General features: G+C 75.4%; 17 protein-coding genes. 7 read left to right on the top strand and 10 right to left on the bottom strand.

What is annotated here, in order from left to right:
• Positions 1 to 677: 677 nt before the first annotated feature.
• The 5 genes from ABD879_RS16785 to ABD879_RS16765 form a co-directional block, all read right to left on the bottom strand.
• Positions 678 to 2,330, bottom strand: a complete 1,653-nt coding sequence (locus tag ABD879_RS16785; RefSeq protein WP_345022356.1) for a DNA repair helicase XPB — start codon at positions 2,328 to 2,330, stop codon at positions 678 to 680.
• A gap of 223 nt (positions 2,331 to 2,553) precedes the next feature.
• Positions 2,554 to 3,006: a DUF4190 domain-containing protein gene (locus ABD879_RS16780; RefSeq protein ID WP_345022355.1), complete on the bottom strand. Its 453-nt coding sequence runs from the start codon at positions 3,004 to 3,006 to the stop codon at positions 2,554 to 2,556.
• Between the two features lie 361 nt (positions 3,007 to 3,367).
• The gene (locus ABD879_RS16775; RefSeq protein WP_345022354.1) at positions 3,368 to 3,796 is read right to left on the bottom strand and encodes a hypothetical protein; all 429 of its coding nucleotides are present in this window, start codon (positions 3,794 to 3,796) and stop codon (positions 3,368 to 3,370) included.
• 726 nt (positions 3,797 to 4,522) lie between these two features.
• Positions 4,523 to 6,892 carry a helicase-associated domain-containing protein gene (locus ABD879_RS16770; protein ID WP_345022353.1) on the bottom strand — a complete coding sequence of 790 codons (2,370 nt, stop codon included), beginning with the start codon at positions 6,890 to 6,892 and terminating at the stop codon, positions 4,523 to 4,525.
• 80 nt (positions 6,893 to 6,972) lie between these two features.
• Entirely contained in the window at positions 6,973 to 7,596 is a 624-nt protein-coding gene (locus ABD879_RS16765; protein WP_345022352.1) for a TetR/AcrR family transcriptional regulator, read from the bottom strand.
• Between the two features lie 157 nt (positions 7,597 to 7,753).
• Here ABD879_RS16765 and ABD879_RS16760 point away from each other — a divergent pair, with 157 nt between their 5' ends.
• On the top strand, positions 7,754 to 8,422 hold the full coding sequence (locus tag ABD879_RS16760; RefSeq protein WP_345022351.1) for a hypothetical protein: 669 nt from the start codon (positions 7,754 to 7,756) through the stop codon (positions 8,420 to 8,422).
• Between the two features lie 171 nt (positions 8,423 to 8,593).
• Here the strand turns inward: ABD879_RS16760 and ABD879_RS16755 are convergent, their stop codons facing one another.
• Complete coding sequence (locus ABD879_RS16755; RefSeq protein WP_345022350.1) at positions 8,594 to 8,983, bottom strand: hypothetical protein; 390 nt, start codon at positions 8,981 to 8,983, stop codon at positions 8,594 to 8,596.
• 326 nt (positions 8,984 to 9,309) lie between these two features.
• Between ABD879_RS16755 and ABD879_RS16750 the strand changes: the two genes are divergently transcribed.
• Positions 9,310 to 10,005, top strand: coding sequence for an HAD family hydrolase (locus ABD879_RS16750; protein ID WP_345022349.1), 696 nt, complete (start codon positions 9,310 to 9,312; stop codon positions 10,003 to 10,005).
• Positions 10,006 to 10,196: 191 nt separating this feature from the next.
• On the top strand, positions 10,197 to 10,592 hold the full coding sequence (locus tag ABD879_RS16745) for a cold-shock protein (RefSeq protein WP_285498169.1): 396 nt from the start codon (positions 10,197 to 10,199) through the stop codon (positions 10,590 to 10,592).
• Positions 10,593 to 10,670: 78 nt separating this feature from the next.
• Here the strand turns inward: ABD879_RS16745 and ABD879_RS16740 are convergent, their stop codons facing one another.
• Complete coding sequence (locus ABD879_RS16740; protein WP_345022347.1) at positions 10,671 to 11,402, bottom strand: hypothetical protein; 732 nt, start codon at positions 11,400 to 11,402, stop codon at positions 10,671 to 10,673.
• A 47-nt stretch (positions 11,403 to 11,449) separates the two neighbouring features.
• Between ABD879_RS16740 and ABD879_RS16735 the strand changes: the two genes are divergently transcribed.
• From ABD879_RS16735 to ABD879_RS16725, 3 genes are all read left to right on the top strand, one after another.
• The gene (locus tag ABD879_RS16735; RefSeq protein ID WP_345022346.1) at positions 11,450 to 11,665 is read left to right on the top strand and encodes a hypothetical protein; all 216 of its coding nucleotides are present in this window, start codon (positions 11,450 to 11,452) and stop codon (positions 11,663 to 11,665) included.
• 559 nt (positions 11,666 to 12,224) lie between these two features.
• Positions 12,225 to 13,160, top strand: a complete 936-nt coding sequence (locus ABD879_RS16730; protein ID WP_345022345.1) for a DUF3027 domain-containing protein — start codon at positions 12,225 to 12,227, stop codon at positions 13,158 to 13,160.
• Positions 13,161 to 13,172: 12 nt separating this feature from the next.
• The gene (locus ABD879_RS16725; protein ID WP_345022344.1) at positions 13,173 to 16,175 is read left to right on the top strand and encodes a sacsin N-terminal ATP-binding-like domain-containing protein; all 3,003 of its coding nucleotides are present in this window, start codon (positions 13,173 to 13,175) and stop codon (positions 16,173 to 16,175) included.
• A gap of 29 nt (positions 16,176 to 16,204) precedes the next feature.
• On the opposite strand, the gene ABD879_RS16720 is transcribed toward ABD879_RS16725, so the two are convergent.
• The 3 genes from ABD879_RS16720 to ABD879_RS16710 are packed head-to-tail and all read right to left on the bottom strand — an operon-like array spanning position 16,205 to position 17,888.
• Positions 16,205 to 16,468 (bottom strand): DUF2530 domain-containing protein, encoded by a 264-nt coding sequence (locus tag ABD879_RS16720; protein ID WP_345022343.1) that lies wholly within the window; start codon positions 16,466 to 16,468, stop codon positions 16,205 to 16,207.
• A gap of 5 nt (positions 16,469 to 16,473) precedes the next feature.
• A complete protein-coding gene (locus tag ABD879_RS16715; RefSeq protein ID WP_345022342.1) occupies positions 16,474 to 17,064 on the bottom strand; it encodes a TetR/AcrR family transcriptional regulator in 591 nt (196 codons plus the stop codon).
• Positions 17,064 to 17,888, bottom strand: a complete 825-nt coding sequence (locus tag ABD879_RS16710) for an alpha/beta fold hydrolase (RefSeq protein WP_345022341.1) — start codon at positions 17,886 to 17,888, stop codon at positions 17,064 to 17,066. Before ABD879_RS16710 ends, ABD879_RS16715 begins: the two co-directional genes overlap by 1 nt.
• Positions 17,889 to 18,161: 273 nt before the next feature.
• Here ABD879_RS16710 and ABD879_RS16705 point away from each other — a divergent pair, with 273 nt between their 5' ends.
• Positions 18,162 to 18,626, top strand: coding sequence for a MarR family transcriptional regulator (locus tag ABD879_RS16705; RefSeq protein ID WP_345022340.1), 465 nt, complete (start codon positions 18,162 to 18,164; stop codon positions 18,624 to 18,626).
• Positions 18,627 to 18,766 lie beyond the last annotated feature (140 nt).

The following is an 18,766-nucleotide window of genomic DNA, read 5'->3' as shown; positions in this document are numbered from 1 at the left end:
CGCCGATGGTACTGCACGGGCGACTGTGTGGGAGAGTAGGACGCCGCCGGACATTTTCTTAGATGAAAGGCCTCCGCCTTGATGGCGGGGGCCTTTCCTTTTTCAGGGTTCCTTATGCGGGGCTGGTTGGGGTGGTCTGTTCGGCGGCGCCTGGTCCTGGCTCAGGACGCGGCTCGGCTTGACCTACTGGTATTGGGGCAGAGTGCGCTGTCTGGTGGCGTCCGCAGAGCTGGACCGGTGGTTGCCGGGCGCGGTCGCGGCCGGGCCTGCGTTGCTGGCGTCTCCTTCGGCTTTCCGGGGTCGCGGTCTGGCGCGAAGGTGGTGTCAAGGTCCGTCCGCGATGTTTCAGGGGTTGTCGTGTGCTGGGAGGTGGCTTGCCCTCCGCGGCCCGTACGTGGCCGGGACGGGGTTTAGTGACCTGCTGGTGTCGGGCGGAAGGTGTGCTGTTTGGTGGCGTCCGCGAGGCCGGCCTTTTGGGCTCGGTGATGGGGGCGGCTGGGCTGTGTTATCGGTGTCGTTTGCGGGATCTCGGACTGGCGGGGTCCTTGTGAAGGGGCGGTGGCTTTCTCGTAGCGGGGCGCCTGCTGCCGTTTTCGCTGGAGGTGCGGACGCCGGAGCGTGAGGGAAGGGACGTCCGGCGGCGTCGTCTTGGAGGGCGTGTCGTCGCGGTAGGGGGCTCAGATCTCTTCGCCCGCGAGGACGGCGTCCGCGTCGACGATGCGGTATGCGTAGCCCTGTTCGGCGAGGAAGCGTTGCCGGTGCGCGGCGTACTCCTGGTCCAGGGTGTCGCGGGCGACGACCGCGTAGAAGCGGGCCGTCTGGCCGCCGGCCTTGGGGCGCAGCAGGCGGCCGAGGCGCTGGGCCTCCTCCTGGCGCGACCCGAAGGCGCCCGACACCTGGACGGCGACGGAGGCTTCGGGGAGGTCGATGGAGAAGTTGGCGACCTTGGAGACCACCAGGACGCCGATCTCCCCGGAGCGGAAGGCGTCGAAGAGGCGTTCGCGTTCCCGGACCCGCGTCTGGCCCTTGATGACGGGGGCGCCGAGGAGGGCGCCGATCTCGTCGAGCTGGTCGATGTACTGGCCGATGACCAGGGTCTGCTCGCCGCGGTGGCGCTCCACCAGAGCCTCGACGAGCCTGGTCTTGGTCTCGGTGGTGGCGCAGAACCGGTAGCGCTCGTCCGGGTCGGCCGTGGCGTAGGCGAGCCGCTCGGAGTCGGACAGCGTCACCCGCACCTCGACGCAGTCGGCGGGGGCGATCCAACCCTGGTTCTCCATCTCCTTCCAGGGCGCGTCGTACCGCTTGGGGCCGATCAGGGAGAACACGTCGCCCTCGCGGCCGTCCTCGCGCACGAGCGTGGCGGTCAGGCCGAGGCGGCGGCGCGCCTGGAGGTCGGCGGTCATCCGGAAGATCGGCGCGGGGAGCAGGTGGACCTCGTCGTAGACGATCAGGCCCCAGTCGCGGGCGTCGAACAGCTCCAGGTGGGTGTAGGCGCCCTTCCGGCGCGTCGTCATGATCTGGTAGGTGGCGATGGTGACCGGCCGGATCTCCTTCTTGGCGCCGGTGTACTCGCCGATCTCGTCCTCGGTCAGCGAGGTGCGGCGCAGCAGCTCCTGCTTCCACTGGTGCGCCGAGACGGTGTTGGTGACGAGGATCAGCGTGGTCGCCCGGGCGCGGGCCATGGCGGCCGCGCCGACGAGGGTCTTCCCGGCGCCGCAGGGCAGCACGACGACGCCCGACCCGCCGTGCCAGAACGCGTCGGCGGCCTCGCGCTGGTAGGAGCGCAGCGTCCAGCCGTCCTCGACCAGGTCGATGGGGTGGGCCTCGCCGTCGACGTAGCCGGCCAGGTCCTCGGCGGGCCAGCCGAGCTTCAGCAGCGCCTGCTTGAGCGATCCGCGTTCGGACGGGTGGACCACCACGGTGTCGTCGGCGACGCGCTCGCCGAGCATGCCGCGGACCTTCTTGGCGCGCAGCACCTCCTCCAGCACCGCCTGGTCGGAGGTGACGAGCACCAGGCCGTAGGTGGGGTGCTTCTCCAGGCGCAGCCGTCCGTACCGGGCCATCGTGTCGGCCACGTCCACCAGCAGCGCGTGCGGCACCGGGTAGCGGGAGTAGCGCAGGAGGGTGTCGACGACCTGTTCGGCGTCGTGGCCGGCGGCGCGGGCGTTCCAGAGGGCCAGGGGTGTGACCCGGTAGGTGTGGATGTGCTCGGGCGCCCGTTCCAGTTCGGCGAACGGGGCGATGTCGGTGCGGCAGGCGTCGGCGAGGTCGTGGTCGACCTCCAGCAGCAGGGTCTTGTCGGACTGCACGATCAGCGGACCGTCGGACACGGAAAGCAGCCCCCGTCAGGCGTCGGATGTGGGTGGCTCGTTCACAGCCGTCACTGGAGAAGCACGTTACTCCAGGCCCGTGGTGCGGGCAGGGGTCTCCGGGGCGGCCGGGCGTACCTGTGTGCAACGCGCCGGGCCGTCGGCGTCTTCCCGGGCGGGGCGCGCGTTCAGCGGCGTGGTTCAGGGATTGCCGCGCCGAGGCGGTCGTGTGACGACGCGGACGTCAGATGTTGCCGCCGCTGTCGTAGGTCGTCGACGAGGAGTCGCTGTCGAGGATGATCGCGATGACGAGCACCGCGACCGCGATGACCACCGACAGCGTGAAGATCACCCAGCTCCACACCGTCAGCGTGCGGGACGACTCGGGGTCGGTGGAGGAGCGGCTGATGGCCAGCGAGGACGTGATGATGCCGGGGACGGCCAGCACGTTGCAGCAGGACACGACGAGCAGGATGTTGCAGACCAGCGCGGCGATGGCCCCGCCGTTGACGGGGGAGGCGTTGCCGGGCACGCCGGGCGGGCCGTAGCCGTAGGAGGGCTGCTGCGGGGCGCTGTACTGGCCGTACGGGTCCCAGCCGGGCTGTGCGGTACCCGGGTGGGGCGTGTTCTGCCAGCCGCCGTCCTGTTGCCCGTAGGGGTCGCTCCACCCGGACGGCTGCCCTCCGTACCCGCTCACTCGGGGCCCCTTCCGTAGCGATCGGACCGGCCGGTCGCCCTCACCGGCGAGCCGCGGTCCGTCCGGTTTTATTGATTGGTTGGACTGTGCAGGCTATCTGTTGGTTCATCCGTATTCGTAGCCGATGGCGAATATAGGCCGGGGTGCGGGCGGGTGTGCGTGCGGGGTGTGCGCACGGCATGCCCCGCGTGCACTCAGAACGGTTCCGGCGCGGGATCATCGCGAACGCCGCGTCCCGGTGCCCGACGGGCCGCGGCCGTGACGGTAACCGGCGAGGTTCGTGTAGACGGGCATCTGCCGCGGCACCGCGCCGGTGGCTCCTCGCCTCGGACGCCCGGCCATGCCTGCTCGTCGGTGACGATCAACAGAACATCGACCTGGAGCGGTCGACGAGCACCGGCGTCCGGCCGGGCAGCGCCGGGAGGTTCGCCGGCGACGCGTCCAGCGCCCGCTGCAGGGGGCCCGCCCAGCGCGGCGGCGCCGCCCGGCGGGCCGCCAGGAACCGCATCGGCAGCACCCGCGACCGCGCGACCTGCCTGCGATCGCCCAGCCGCTCGGCCACCTGTGCGGCGGCCTCGGAGGATATGCGCCCGATCGAGGTCGCGCAGGTTGCGCAGGAGCGCGAAGTGGCCAGCGACGGGATGATCAGCTCCCAAAACGCCTCCGACAGCGGCCCCTGGATCCACGACGCCGCGGTTGACCGGCTGCGCAGCGCCCGCCCGTACCGGCCGCGCCAGTACGCCGGCCCTTCCTTGAGCCCGTCGGCGCGGCGCAGCGCCACGGCGATCACCGGGCGGTCGCCGCGCGCCCTCGGCGGCCGCGACCACGGCCGCCGAACGCATCCCGGTGTCCCCGCGCAGCCATCCGATCATGCGGGCCGGCCAGTCCAGGCCGCCCAGCGCGCGGAACCGCTCGTCGGCGCCCTCATAGGGGCGGGCGGTGGGCGCGGACCGGGACCGCACGGCGCTCAGCGTGTCGGTACGGGCCTCCTAGCGGCCGCCTGAGAGCGGGGGCGCGCAGGACGCGCACGGGGCGGCGGAAGTAGGCCCCTCCCGAGTTCAAGAACGGCCGGACGGCGTCAGACGCACCTGCGGTGGCGTCCCCAAGGAATCGAACCCCGATCGACCCGAAGTAGGTCCGGCCTGCGCACCGGGAGGGGACAAGCGAAAGAGCGTGCCCGAGAACCCCGGCGGCGGTAGGTAAGCGCTCCATCCGGCTGAGCCACCGCCCGCGGAGTCGGCCGGGCAGGACTCGAACCCGCGACCTCTCCAATATCAGTAAGTAACCGCTGCCTGTGTATCGGGCGCGCACGTCGTCGTGGCGTCGAATCGTCGGCGCCGGCACCGCGGAAACGGCGGCCGCGGCGCCATACGGAGGACGGCTGCGGAATTCGACCGTCGCAGACGGAATTTGCATCGCGCGGTTCGCACCGGTCCTCCTTTCACCGCCGTCGTGACGACGACAACCGTGCCTTATCCGCCGCGCGGACGGCAACCGATTTCGCCGGTGTGCGTTTTCAGGAGTCGATTTCGGAGACGCCGGTGATGCGGTGCAGGGCGAACCGCTGGACGGCGGCGCGGGTGGCGTCGTAGCCGGTCAGATAGCCGCCCTCGACGCGCACCGGCTCCACGATGCGGCTGGACGCCCGGCCCTGCGGGTCCAGGTAGCCGATCCACACCCGGGCGCCGCGCTCGACCGCGTCGCGCAGCATCTCGACGGTCGCGGCGGCGGGGGAGCGGGGCGGCTCGCCGGACGGGGCGGACGCGGCGTGCTCGGCGCCCAGCCGGGCGGCCTCGTCACCGGCCCGCAGCGCGCGCACCGCCGCGGCGATCACGGCCTCGTCGGCGGTCGTGTCGGCGCGCCACCGCGCGGGCTCGGCGGTCGGCGGCGGTTCGGCGCGGTGGGCGTCCGGACGGGTGATGACCACGCCGCCCTCGGGGGTCTCGGCGACCGGCGCCAGCCCCAGCGACCGCAGCCCGTCCAGCAGCTCGCCGCGCGGCAGCCCCGACGCCAGCACGGTCGGCGCCAGGCGCTGCAGCCGCAGCGGGGCGGCGCGCCGGTCGGCGAGGATCTCGTCCAGGACGGCGGGCGAGTCGGTGCGCACGTACGAGGCCATCGCGCCCACCCGCAGCGCGCCGTGCCGCCGCGCCACGTCCTCGATCAGGTACGTCAGCGGTTGCGGCAGCGGGGTCGCCGAGTGCCGGGTGAGCAGGGCGGTCAGGTCGTCGGCGGTGCGGCCCGCGTCCAGCGCCCGGCGGATCGAGTCGGGCGTGAAGCGGTAGACGGTGGCGCCGCCGGTGGACTCCACGTCGGCGGCCAGCGCCAGCTCCCGGGCCAGCTCGGTGACCAGCGGGCCCGGCGCGACGGCCGTCAGGTCGCCCTGGATGAGGATCTCCTCGACCGGGCGCGGCAGGTGCTTGTCCAGGCCAGGCGCGGGGTCGGCGCCGTCGAGCAGGTCGCGGGCGTGCGGGGCGAGCCTGCCGAACCCGGTCAGGCCGAGCACGGCGGCCTCCCGCAGCGTCCAGTCGACCAGCCGGTCGCGCAGCGGGCCCGAGCGGCGCGGCCGCCGCCAGGCCAGGCGGGCCCGGATCGCGTCGGCGTCCGCGGCCAGGTCCGCTCCGGCCTCGGCCAGCTCGCGCAGCACCGCCGTCCGGACGGCCGGGGCGACCGGCCGCACGGCGGCGTCGCCCAGCGCGTTGATCGGCCGGTCGCGGTCGTCGCGTTCGCCGACGAGCCCGGCGACGCGGTCGGACCTCAGCCAGCCGTGCGCCAGGTCCGTCCAGCGTCCGGCGGTGTCCCGCAGCAGCCACACGTCGTAGGCGGGGGTGGGCATCCACTCGCCGCCCACCTCGCCGGTGCGGGTGAGCAGGCCCGCCGCGTACGCCGTCTCGATCAGCAGCGCGGCGTGCCACTCCTCGACGTCCAGCCGCGCCGCGGCGGCCCGCAGGTCGCGCACCGCCAGGCCGCCGCTGCGCAGCGTGGGCGGCGGGTCCAGGCCCCAGCGCTCCAGCAGGTCCTCGACCATGCGGACGGCGGTGAACGCGGCACCGGCGGCGGCGCGCGCCACCGCGTCCTCCGGGCGTTCGCCGGACCGGGCGGGCAGGCCGCCGGTCCGGCCGGTCAGCGGGGGCGGCTGGGCGGTGACGTCCCGGAACAGCCGTCCGCCGCGCAGGTGCAGGGCCACCTCGCGGGGCAGGGTGACGGTGCGGTCGTCCTCGGCGGCCAGCAGGCCGCGCGCCAGCAGGCGCTCGATCGGGGTGGTGGCGGTGCCGACCCGCACCGGGCGGCGGGCGTCGGCGACGCGGCCCACCGGCGGACCCCAGACGAGCTGGGCGAGGGCGGCGCGCGCGTCGGCCCCGGCGTCGGCGATCAGCGGTTCGGGGTCGGCGAGCAGCTCGGCCAGGCGGCGCAGCAGCCGGTCGGCGTCGGGGAACCCGCGCGGCTTGGCGTCCAGGTCGGTGATCAGCCCGACGAGCCGTTCGACGGGGTAGCCGGCGAACACCTCCCGCGCGGGCGGCCCCAGCCCGGCGGGGTGCGGCAGGGCCTGCCGGACGCCCGGTGCGGCGGCCGTCCGCTCCGAGCCCCACACCAGGCCGCGGCCGCGCAGCCGGTCGAGGGCCGCCGCGGCCTCCGCCTCGGTGCCGCCGACCGCGTCCGCCAGCGCCCGCGGCGCCGGATCGGGCAGGACGAGCACGGCCTCCAGCACGGCCAGGGTGAACCGGTCGAGCCGGTCGAGCGCACGGGAGATCGCGGCCGGGGCGATGGCGCGGGCCGCGAGGGCGTCCAGGTCGGCCGGCACCGGAGCGACCAGCTCGGGCCGCGCGGACAGCAGGGCGCGCAGCTCGGCGTCGTCGCGGGCGCGCAGCCAGTCGGCGTAACTCTCCATGCCGTTCCCAACCTAGTCGGCGTGAAGGCGCATGCGGAGAGCGCCGGGCGGGGCGCCGGCGGGCGGGACGGCAGGCGGGGTCAGGACGAGGCGGCGGGGGCCCGCTTCACCAGGCCCATGCCCAGCCGGGCCCAGCTCGCCACGAAGCGCTTCTCGTCGATGCGGGTCGGCGGCTCGTACATCGACTCGTTGGCCAGCCAGTAGTTGACGACCGCGCCGCCCAGCACGGAGGCGATCGCGGGCCAGTCCTCGTCGGCGTCGGCCAGCTCCGGCTGCTCCGACAGCCACTGCGCGATGCCGTCGTAGAGGGGGTTGACGATGCCCTCGCGCATCTCGGCCACCAGGTGCGGGAACTGGTCCAGGTCGCGGAACAGCACCCGGATGAGGTCCTGCTCCTCGCGCATCTTGGCCAGCCCGGCCTGGCAGGTCATCCGCAGCCGGACCTCCAGCGGGCGGTCCTCGTACTGCTTGGCGTGCTCGAGCACCTCGGTGACCTGCTTGCCGGTGCGCTCGATGTGCTCGCGGATGGCGGAGGCCAGCACCTCCTCCTTGGAGCGGAAGTGGCGGTACAGTCCGCCCGCGCCCGGCGACAGCCCGGCCGCCGCCTCGATCTCGGCGACCGAGGTGGCCGCGTATCCGCGGTCGGCGAACAGGCGCAGCGATTCGGCTACGATCCGCTCGCGCGTTGAAGTCGGCTTGGTCACGTGTTCCTCCGCAAGAACAGTACGGCATGTTCGCGCCGATCGCCGCCGTCCCCGGCCCGGCACACCCGGATCGTGACGCGACTCGCACCGCCGCCGGCGGCTAGAGTTCTTGCTACGCCCCTTATCCGGAAAGGGGCGTACGGGAGGGACCAAGCGAATGGCCGTACTGCCGCGGAGGAGGATCCGCGGATCACCGCGCACGCTCATCGGCGGAGCCCTGCGCATCAGCCGGGAGGCTCCGCATCCGCAGCCCCGCGAGGCTGCCCGCACCGAACCCAAGGAGCTCGCCGAGCTCACCGCCTCCCCCGCGCCCCACGAGCCTCCCGAGGCGCCGGGCGCGGGCGTCCAGGGTATGGCACGAACGGTGGCGCGCCGCACGTTTCTGCCCGACGATTTCGTGGTGCCCACGCTGGTCGCCGGTCCGCGCTTCCGCATCCGCCCGATCACCGTGCACGACGTGGTCAAGGACTACGCGGCGGTGCGGGGCAGCCTGGAGCGGCTGCGCGAGCGGTTCGGGCCGGACTGGGGCTGGCCCGCCGAGGAGTTCACCTTCGACCAGGCGCTGATCGACATCGCCTGGCTGCAGAAGGAGGGCCAGCTGCGCCGCTCGTTCAGCTATGCGGTCACCACGCCGGACGAGGAGCGCCAGCTCGGCCGCATCCACATCGCGCCGTCCGACACCCCCGACGCCGACGCCGTCGTGGTGTTCTGGGTGCGCGACGACCAGGACGACCCGTCCCTGGAGCGGGAACTGGAGGAGTTCGTCCGCGAGTGGGTCGTCACCACGTGGCCGTTCAAGACCGTTCGCTTCCCCGGCCGCGACTGACCCGGCCGCAGCGGGCCCGAACACGGGGCCCGGGCGGCGGGCACTGACGACGGGCACTGACCGGGGGCACCGACCGCGGGCCTGACCACCGGCACCGACCACACCCCGTGGACCGCGGCCGGGCCGCGACCGGCCCGGCCGGGATGCACCGCCGGGCGGGCCCGCACCGCGTCAGTCGAGCCGGCGGACCAGCCCGACGACGAACCGTCCGACCAGCAGGTACACCAGGGCCGCCAGGCCGTGGTCGACCGCCACCGCGATCTTGGGGTTCGCGGGCTGGAACACGTCCTTGAACTGCCAGGCCAGGTCGTGCGCCCACCCGGCCACCCGCCGCACCAGCTCGTTGCCGGTGTTGGCCTCGAACGCCACGAACACGATGTGCACGGCCAGCACCAGCACCACCGCCGTGGTGGCGAGGGAGACCGCCCCGGCCAGCACCGAGACGGCCCGCTTGCGGGCGGCCCGGACGGCGTCGCGCGACAGCCGTGCGCGCCGGCCGGGGGTCGCGCCCGCCGGGCCGCCGCCGTGACCGGTCATCGTGGAGCGGGTGTCGTCCGCCATGGCGCCCTCTTTCTCGGGTTGGGGCGGATTGCCGTCCGACGGGGGATCGTTTGGGGGGCGCGCGCTCTTTCGAGACGCGCGTTTTTCCTGCTCAGATGGTTCGTGCCGGGGTCGCCGGGTATATCCGCCGCACAACGCAGCCGGGCCGGGCGACCGGACGGCGGCCGTACACAGGACTCCCGCGCTCCCCTACTCGGATCCCGTCGCATCGCCACTACCAGGGGAGCGCGGGGCTGTGCGGGGCGCGATGCCCGGCCGCGCCGGGACGTCGGCCCGGCGCACGGCCGTCGCTTCAACCCCATGCCATTCCCTTTACCCTGTGTTGCGTGCTGGAGCCAGCTTCGCCGCGATTCGCCGTCGGGTTCGACCTCGACCTGACCCTCGCCGACACCCGGGCCGCGATCGGCGCGGTCTACGCCGAGCTCGCCGCCGAGACCGGTGTGCCGATCGACGTCGAGGCGGTCGTCGCGCGGATCGGCCCGCCGCTGGAGGTGGAGCTGGCGTACTGGTTCCCGCCGTCGGAGGTGCCCGCGATGGCCGACCGCTACCGCGCGCTCTACCCCGACGTGGCGATCCCCGCCACCAGGCTCATGCCCGGCGCGGTCGAGGCGGTCGACGCGGTGCGGGCGCGGGGCGGCCGGGTCGTCGTGGTGTCCGGCAAGAACCAGGCCGACACCGAGCGGACCGTGCGCTTCCTGGGGCTGGAGGTGGACGAGGTGGTCGGCGGCCTGTTCGGCGCGGACAAGGGCGCGGCGCTGCGCCGCCACGGGGCGGGCGCCTACGTCGGCGACCACACCGGCGACGTGGACGCCGCCCGCGCCGCCTCCGCGACGGCGGTGGGCGTGGCCACGGGCGCGTTCGACGCCGCGGCCCTCGCCGCGTACGGCGCCGACGTGGTGCTGCCGGACCTGCTGGCGTTCCCCGGCTGGCTCGACGGCTTCGGCGACGGAGCGGGCACCGGTGCGGGCGACGGGGCGGGCCGGGCCTCCGGGGCGCTCTCCGGCGACGGGGCGGGCGCCTGACTCGTCCCTCTCCCGGCCCTTTCCGGCATGGTTCGGCCGCCGGAAATCCGGATGCCCGGAAGGCGCCGCCGCAGGTAGCTTCAATCCGCGGCCTCGTAAGGGATCCGGGCCCCTCGCACGCGTGTTCACCGGCCCCCGGCGAGGCACTAATCTTGAGGCCAATTCAGGACGAGAGTTGAACGAGGTCTCCCGTGCCCACTGGCAAGGTCAAGTGGTACGACGCCGATAAGGGATTCGGCTTCCTCACCCGCGACGACGGCGGTGAGGTCTTCGTGCACTCCTCCGCGCTCACCGGCGGCATCGCGTCGCTGAAGTCCGGCCAGCGCGTCGAGTTCGGCGTGGTCGAGGGACGGCGGGGGCAGCAGGCGCTGTCGGTGCGCACCCTGGAGACCCTGCCGTCGGTGGAGAAGTCGCTCGCCAAGGCCCGCCGCAAGAAGCCCGATGAGATGGTGGTGATCACCGAGGACCTCATCAAGCTGCTGGACGGCATCTCCAACACCTACCGCCGCGGCAAGCACCCGTCCTCCGCCGAGGCCAAGAAGATCGCCACCGTCCTGCGCGCCGTGGCGGACGACCTGGCGCCCTGACGCCGGGCGGCCGCGGCCCGGCTCCGCAGACCCCAAAGCGCCTGACCGGGGTGCGGGGGCACCTCCCCCGCACCCCGGTCACGTCGCTTCGGGGCGGGCGCCGGGAACGCGTGCGCGGCCGTCCGAACGGGTGCGGCGCCGTCCCGGGCGGCGCAGCAGCAGCGCGGCCAGCGCCGCGGCCAGGGCGCCCGCCACGGCGGCCAGCGCCACGCGGCCATCGGCGACGATCGACATGCCGAGGCCGAGCAGCCCGCCGAGCACCCACACCAGCTGGTGCAGGGTCTCGGTGACCGCGAACGTGGACGAGCGGACGTCCTCGCCGATCTCCTGCTGCACCGTCGCGTCCATCGACAGCTTGCCGAGGGACTGGCCGAGGGCGCCCGCGAACGCCGCCGCCAGCGCCGCCCACAGGCCGAACAGCGCCGCGCACACCGCCGCCACCGCCGTGGCGAACGCCGGCGTGCCCAGCACCAGCAGCCGGGGCGCGCGTGCCTTCGCCCAGGCGCCCAGGGCGGTGCCGGCCAGGCCCCCGGCGCCCGCGCACGCCGCGAGCATGCCGAGCGCGATGTCGCCGGACACCGGGGCGAACCGCTCCTGCCGCAGCAGGAACGCCAGGTAGAGGATGAGGAACCCGGAGAACGCCCGCAGCGCGGCGTTGGCCATGACCGCCTCGGCGACGGCGGGGGGGCAGGCGCGGCGGCGTCCGCCACCGTCTCCGTGGTGCTTCGGCGCCTTCGGGGGCCGCGCCGGGCCGCTGCGGCGCGTCGGCGTCCGGTGCGGCACCGGCGGGGGAGGGCGCCGCGTCCACATGCCCGGGCAGGCGCATCGCGACCAGAACGCCCAGCAGGAACACCGCCGTGGCGACGCGCAGCAGCCAGCCGGCGCCGACCAGCACCGTCAGCCCCGCCGCGATCGGCGCGGCGACCGCCGCGCCCACCAGCCCGGCGAACGACACCCGCGCGTTGGCCGTCACCAGGGCGACGCGCTCGGGCAGCACCTGCGGGGTCGCCGCCGCCCGCAGCACCCCGAACGCCTTGGACAGCACCAGCACGCCGAACGCGGCGGGCAGATAGGTCAGCTCGTCGCCGCTGGTCACCGCCCCGGCCATGCCCCAGCACAGCAGGCCGCGCCCGGCCAGCGTGGCGGCGAGGGCGTAGCGGCGGGCGTGCCGCACCCGGTCCAGCGCCGGGCCCACCAGCGGCGCCACCAGCGCGAACGGCGCCATGGTGACCAGCAGGCACAGCGCCACCCGGCCGCGGGCCTGGTGCACGTCCAGGCCGAAGAACACCGTCCCGGCCAGCGCGACCGCCACCATGGCGTCCCCGGCGGCGTTGACCGCGCCCGCCTCGGTCAGCGCGCCGAGGCCGCTGCGGCCGGCGCCCTGGGCGTGCGTGAGGCGCCGCGTCAGACGGCCCGCGCCGCGGACGCCCCCGCGCGCCGCGCGACCGGCCGCGCCCGCGCGTGCCCGGATGCCCATGCGTCCTGCTCTTTCCCGTGCGGCGTGCTCGCGGAGCCGACCCGATCGACAGTACGTTTCCCTGGTGAGCGCCGTGCTCACCCGCGCGCGTCCGGAACTGCCCGGGCGCCGCCGGTGGTCTCGGTCACGCCAATTCATGCGCGAGAATTGGGGACGTGAGCCCACTCCGTCAGTCGAGTCCCGCGCGTTCCACCGGCGCGCGCTCCACCCGGACGGCACGTTCCAGCGGAACGGCGCGTTCCGGCAGGACGGCGCGCCGTCGCACGCCCGTCGTCGACCCGGCCTGCGCCGAGGCCGTCGACCTCGCCCGGGAGGCCGCGCAGGAAGTGGCCGCGGCGGGGAGCTCGCAGCCGTCCCCGTCGGAGTCCGTCGGCGACCACCTCGGCCTGCGCGCCGAAGGCGACCGGGTGGTCACGCACTATTTCGCGTGCCTGAACCCCGCCTACCGGGGCTGGCACTGGGCCGTCACGGTGACCCGGGCGGCCCGCGCCAAGGTCGTCACGGTCAGCGAGTGCGCGCTGCTGCCCGGGGAGGACGCCCTGCTGGCCCCCGAGTGGGTGCCGTGGCTGGAGCGGCTGCGCCCCGGCGACCTTGGCCCCGGCGACCTGCTGCCCACCGCCGCCGACGACGTCCGGCTGGCGCCCGGCTACACCGACGTGGGCGACTCGGGCGACCAGCAGATGCAGTGGGAGCTGGGGCTGGGCCGCCCCCGCGTGCTGTCGCGCGAGGGCCGCGCCGAGGCCGCCGCCCGCTGGTACGACGGCATCGCCGGGCCCCGCGCGCCCATCGCCGCCTCGGCGCCCGCGCAGTGCTCCACCTGCGGGTTCTACGTGCCGCTGGCCGGCGAGCTGCGGCAGATGTTCGGCGTGTGCGCCAACGAGTACGCCCCCGACGACGGGCGCGTGGTGTCGGCCGACCACGGCTGCGGCGCGCATTCGGAGGCCGTGGTCGTCCCCCCGGCGTCCGAGCACGGCCCGCCGGTGCTGGACGAGGTCGGCTACGACATCGTCAAGATCACCCCCGCCCGCGACTCCGGTGACGCCTCCGCCGATACCCCCTCGGAGGAGGAAGAGGCCCTCGGCCACAGCTGATCGCGCACTGCGGTGACACCGACCGTGAACGACGACCCGTTCGGCACCGGGGAGATCCGCGACCGCGTGCTGCGCGCGTGGGAGCGGTCCCCGGCGCGGTTCCGCGAGGACGCCAACGCCGAGGAGGACTACGCGCTCGGCGGCTACCGCGACCGCGTGGTGGTGGAGCTGGCGCAGAACGCCGCCGACGCCGCCGTGCGGGCCGGGGTGCCGGGCCGCCTGCGGCTGACGCTGCGCGGCGCCGTGCTGACCGCCGCCAACACCGGGGCCCCGCTCGACGCGGCCGGGGTGGAGGCGCTGTCGACGCTGCGCGCGTCCGCCAAACGCGACGACGCGGGCGCCGTCGGCCGGTTCGGCGTGGGGTTCTCGGCCGTCGTGGCGGTGAGCGACCGGCCCGCGATCGCCTCGGCCCGCACAGGGGGCGTGGAGTGGTCGGCCGAACGCGCCCGCGCGCTCGCGGCGCGCATACCGGCCCTGCGGGAGGAGCTGGACCGCCGGGGCGGGCACGTGCCGCTGCTGCGGCTGCCGTTCCCCCTGGACGAGACGCTGGACGAGACGCTGGACGTGCCGGACGGCTTCGACACCGCCGTCCGGCTCCCGCTGCGCGACGACGAGGCCGCGGGCCGGGTGCGCGAGCAGCTCCGCCAGGCCGGGCCCGCGCTGCTGCTGGCCCTGCCCGCGCTGACGTGCGTCGAGATCGACATCGACGGCGACACCCGCACCCTCACCGCCGAACGCGACGAGGCGGCGGGCGCGGTCGTGATCGACGGCACGCGGTGGCACACCGTCGAGGACCACGGCGTGCTGCCGCCCGGACTGCTGGCCGACCGGCCCGCCGAGGAGCGCGCCCGCCCGGTGTGGCAGGTGCGCTGGGCCGTGCCCGACACCGGCGACCTGGCCGGGACGCCCGCCGTCGTGCACGCCCCCACGCCCGGCGACGAGCGGCTCGACCTGCCCGCCCTGCTGATCGCCTCGTTCCCGCTCGCCCCCGACCGCCGCCACGTCGCGCCCGGCCCGCTCACGGACTTCCTGGTGGAACGGGCCGCCGACGCCTACGCCCGGCTCCTGCGCGCCCTGCCCGCCACCACGCGCCTGCTCGACCTGGTGCCCGGCCCCGTGGCGGCCGGGGAGCTGGACGCCCGCATCCGCCGCGCCGTCCTGGCACGCCTGCCCGAGGTGCCGCTGCTGCCCGTCGCGGGCGGTGCGCGGGTGCGGGGCCGGGACGCGGTGGCCGTGGACGGCCCGGCCGCGTTCGTCGAGCTGCTCGGCGGCGGGGACGACCCCGTGGTGCCCGGGCTGCTGCCGCCCGCCTGGCCGGTGCGGCACGCGGCGCTGGGCGCACTGGGCGTGCGGCGGCTGGACCTGGCCGACGTGATCGACGAGCTGGCCGCCCTGGACCGCGAACCGGCCTGGTGGCGCGGCCTGTACGAGACGCTGACCGGGGCGCCCGCCGACGCCCTGGGCGCCCTGCCCGTCCCGCTGGCGGGCGGCGACCGGCTGGTGCGCGGCCCGCGCGGGCTGCTCGTCGCCGCCGACGGCGTCGACCCGGCGCACCTGGGCGCGCTGGGGCTGCGGTTCGTCCACCCCGACGCCGTCCATCCGCTGCTGCCGCGGCTGGGCGCGGTGGAGGCGGGGCCGCGGGCGGTGCTGGCCGACCCCGCCGTGCGCGCCGCCGTGGAGGGGTCCCTGGACGCCGACGAACCCGACGAGATCGCCGAGGCGGTGCTCGGCCTGGTGCGCGCGGCCGGGGTCGAGCCCGGCGAGGAGCCGTGGCTGGCGGAGCTGGCGCTGCCGGGCGCCGACGGCGACCTGTACCCGGCCGGTGAGCTGCTGCTGCCCGACAGCCCGCTGCGCGACCTGGTCGCCGCGGACGCCCCGTTCGGCGTGGCCGACGCCGGCCTGGTGGAGCGGTGGGGCGCCGACGTGCTGGCCGCCGCCGGGGTGCTGGAGGTGTTCGCCGTCGCCCGCGCCGAGGACGTCGAACCCGCCGCGCTCGCCGCCGGCGACGTGACGCTGCACCTGGACGACGAGGACCGCTGGGCCGACGACGTGCTGGCCCGGGTCGGCGACCGGGAGCTGCCGCCGCTGCTGCCGGAGCTGCACGCGGTGCGCGACCTGGAGCTGGTCGACGACTGGGACGCGGCGCTGCGCCTTCTGGCCGGGCGGCCGCGGCTGCGGGCGGCGGTGGTGGAGCCCGCGCACGTCACCCGGCACGACGGCCGCCGGGTGGCGGTGCCGTCGTACACCGCGTGGTGGCTGCGGCGCCATCCGGTGCTGGACGGCCGCCGCCCGACCGAGTTCCGCCTGCCCGGCGAGGACGAGCTGCTGGCCGGGCTGTACGACCCCGCGCCCGCCGGCCTGGACCGCGCGTTCCTGCTCGCCCTCGGCGTCCGCACGTCGCTGGCGGACCTGCTGGCCGAGCCGGACGGCGCGCAGGAGCTGCTGGACCGGATGGGCGACCCGGAGCGCACGGTGCCCCGGCGGCATCTGGGCCGGCTCTGGACGGCCCTCGCCGACTGCGCGTCCGCGGTGGAGCCGCCCGAACGCGTGCGGGCGGTCGTGGACGGCGAGGTGGAGGTGGTGGACGCCGTCGACGCCCTCGTCCTGGACCGCCCGGACCTGCTGCCCCTGCTGCGCGGCCAGCCGCTGGTCATCGCCTCCCACGGCGACGCCGCCGAGCACCTGGCCGAACTGCTGGACCTGCCGCCGGCCAGCGAGGAGATCGAGGGCGTCGTGCGGACGGAGGGGGAGAAGCGGCCCGTGCCCGAGGCCGTCCGCGCGGTGCTGCCGGACGCGCCCGGCACCTATCTCGCGCATGACCGCCTGGTCGTGGACGGGGTGTTCGTGCCGTGGTGGTGCGGGGACGGACAGGCGCACGCCACCGGCCCGTGGGGGCTGGCCCGGGCCCTGGCCTGGCTCGCCGGCCGCTGGGAGGCCCGGCTGTCGGTCGAGGCCGTGCTGCGCGATCCCGACGCGCTGCCGACGCTGCTCGCCGAGAACGACCTGGAGCCCTGAGACCCGCGCGTCCGCCGGACCCGGCGGCGTCAGTCTTCGCCGGAGGCGCGCTCGCGTTGGCGCCGAGCCATCTGGCGGGCGCGGGCCCGGTGCAGCCGCGGGATGTACCAGACGCCGAACAGCCCGGTGGCGATCCCGGCGACGCACACCCACAGCCACCACCGGTGCTCGTCCGGCAGCCCGACGATCAGCAGCACGACCAGCGCGACCGCCCACGCCGCCGTTCCGGCGACCGCGACGCCCACGTCGTTGGTCTCCAGCGGCGGCGGGTCCGGGCGGCGCGGTCGGGTCATGCCGATCAGCCTATCGGCGGCTCGTGCGGCTGCGGCGGGGGCGCGGCGCGCAGGCCGCCGACGACCATCCGGACGAGCAGGTCGTAGCTGGTCTCCAGGTCCTCGGGCAGCCCGAACGCGCCCATCGTCTCCAGGACGGCGAAGCCGTGCACGGCCGACCGCAGGCACCGGGCCGCGTGGATCAGGTCGGGGCCGTCCAGGCCGTAGCCGCGCAGCACGGCCAGCACCACCTCCAGCAGCCGTTCGCCGGCGAGCGCCATGTGCGGGTCGGTGAGCGGCTGCTGGCTCATGGCGGCGTAGCGGGACGGGTGGTCGGCGACGTAGGACCGGTACGCCTGCATCACCGCCCGCACGGCGTCGTCCCTGGAACGGCCCATCGCCGCCCGCTGCAGCCGCTCCGTCAGCTCCTCCATCACCCGCCGCGTCACCAGGTCGCGCAGCTCGGCCAGGTTCCGCACGTGCTTGTAGAGGGACGGCGTCGCCACCCCGGCCGCCTTGGCGACCGCGGCCAGGGTGAGCGCGCCGGGGCCGTGCGCGTCGACGATGCCGATCGCGGCGTCCACGACCGCCTCGGTGGACAGGCCCGCGCGCGGCATCAGGCGCTCATCCCGTCGCCGACGGGCGCCACCTGCCGCAGGAACCGCAGCAGGGCGTCGGTGGTCTCGGCGGGGAACTCCTGGTGGGGGTAGTGGCCCGCCCCCTCGACCATCACGACCTCGGCGGGGCCGCCCAGCTCGGCGGCGACGGTCTCGGCCTCGGCGCGGGGGTCGGGGAAGTCGGGGTCCTTGGTGCCCATGACGATCAGCGCCGGGACGGTCACCTTCGGCAGCACCCCGGCCAGCTCGGGCTTGGTGTCCAGGCCCATCGCGCGGGCGGCGGCCATCCTGCCGCGCTCGCGCATGTTGGCCTTGACCGCCGCCAGGTGCGCGGGGAAGTCGTCGGGACGCGGCCCCTTGAACAGGCTCTTGTAGTACACGCCCCACAGCGCCGGGGTGCTCAGGACCAGCCTGACCAGGGACTTCATCACCGGGTTGAGTGATACGGGCCGCGCGAACGGCCCCACCAGCGCCAGCCCGCGGACCAGGGCCGGCTCGCGCGCCGCCAGCAGCGGCGCGGTGCCGCCGGAGAACGAGTGGCCGACCACGACCGCCGGGCCGCCGCCCAGGTGCCGCAGCAGCGCGGCCAGGTCGTCCGCGCCGTCCCCGACCGCGTACGAGGCGAACCCGGCGGCCGACTCGCCGTGGCCGCGCAGGTCCGTGGTGACGACCCGGTACCCGGCCGCGGCCAGGGCCGGCGCGACGTGGCGGTAGGTGCCGCGCAGGTCGCCCATGCCCGGCGCCAGCACCACCAGGGGGCCCGCGGGGTCGCCGGTGACCTCGTAGCCGATCCGGCCGCCGGGGACGTCGATGAACTCGCTCATGACCACTCCTTAATCTCTATAGCCGTAAAGCTAATGCCATTAGCCTCCGAGTGTCAACCCCCGGCATGGCAGCATGGAAGACGGGACATCAGCGAGCCGATCGGAGGATGAAGTCGCGCCGCCCCGCGTCCTCGCGCGCCCGCGCCCCCCGCGCGTAGCGAAATCGCGCACGCCCCGGCGCCGGCCGCGGTGGCGGGGCGCCCTGCTGGCGGTATGGCGGAATCCGAACCGCCGTCGTATCGTTAGCAAAAGCAATGACTTCTGCGAACGAACATGACCACGTCACCGACCACAAGCCGCACGGTGTCGGTCCAAAGCCTGGCCGAAGACCTGCGCATCTCGATCGCCCGTCTGTCGCGCCGCCTGCGCACGCTGAGGCCCGACGCGGCCGGGGCGGCGGCTCCGCTGTCGCTCACCCAGTTCGCCGCGCTGGCCGCCCTCGAGCGGCACCGCGCGATGACCCCGCGGGAGCTGGCCGACCACGAGAAGGTGCAGCCGCCCTCGATGACCCGCGTGATCGCCTATCTGGAGAGCCGGGGGCTGGTGGAGCGCAGCCCGCATCCGACCGACGGCCGCCAGGTCGTGCTGAGCGTGACCGAGGAGGGCCGCGCCCTGCTGGCCGGGGAGCGGCGCCGCAAGGAGGCCTGGCTGTCCCGGCGGCTGGACGCGCTGACGCCCGAGGAGCGGGAGATCCTGCGGCAGGCCGCCCCGATCCTGGACAAGCTCAGCCAGTCCTAGCCGCCGAGCCGCCCGAGCCCGGCGCCCCCGCCCCGGCCGCCGCGGACTCGGCCGATACGGAGGCGGTCGATCCGGGGCCGGCCGGCGCGGGCGCCGCCGATGTGGAGCGTTCCGACGCCGAGGCCGAACGGGCCACCGGC

The sequence above is a fragment of the Actinomadura keratinilytica genome (assembly GCF_039539665.1).
GTDB classification, from domain to species: domain Bacteria; phylum Actinomycetota; class Actinomycetes; order Streptosporangiales; family Streptosporangiaceae; genus Spirillospora; species Spirillospora keratinilytica.
The sequence above is the reverse complement of the archived record's forward strand: the minus strand, read 5'-3'. Positions and strand labels throughout refer to the sequence as shown.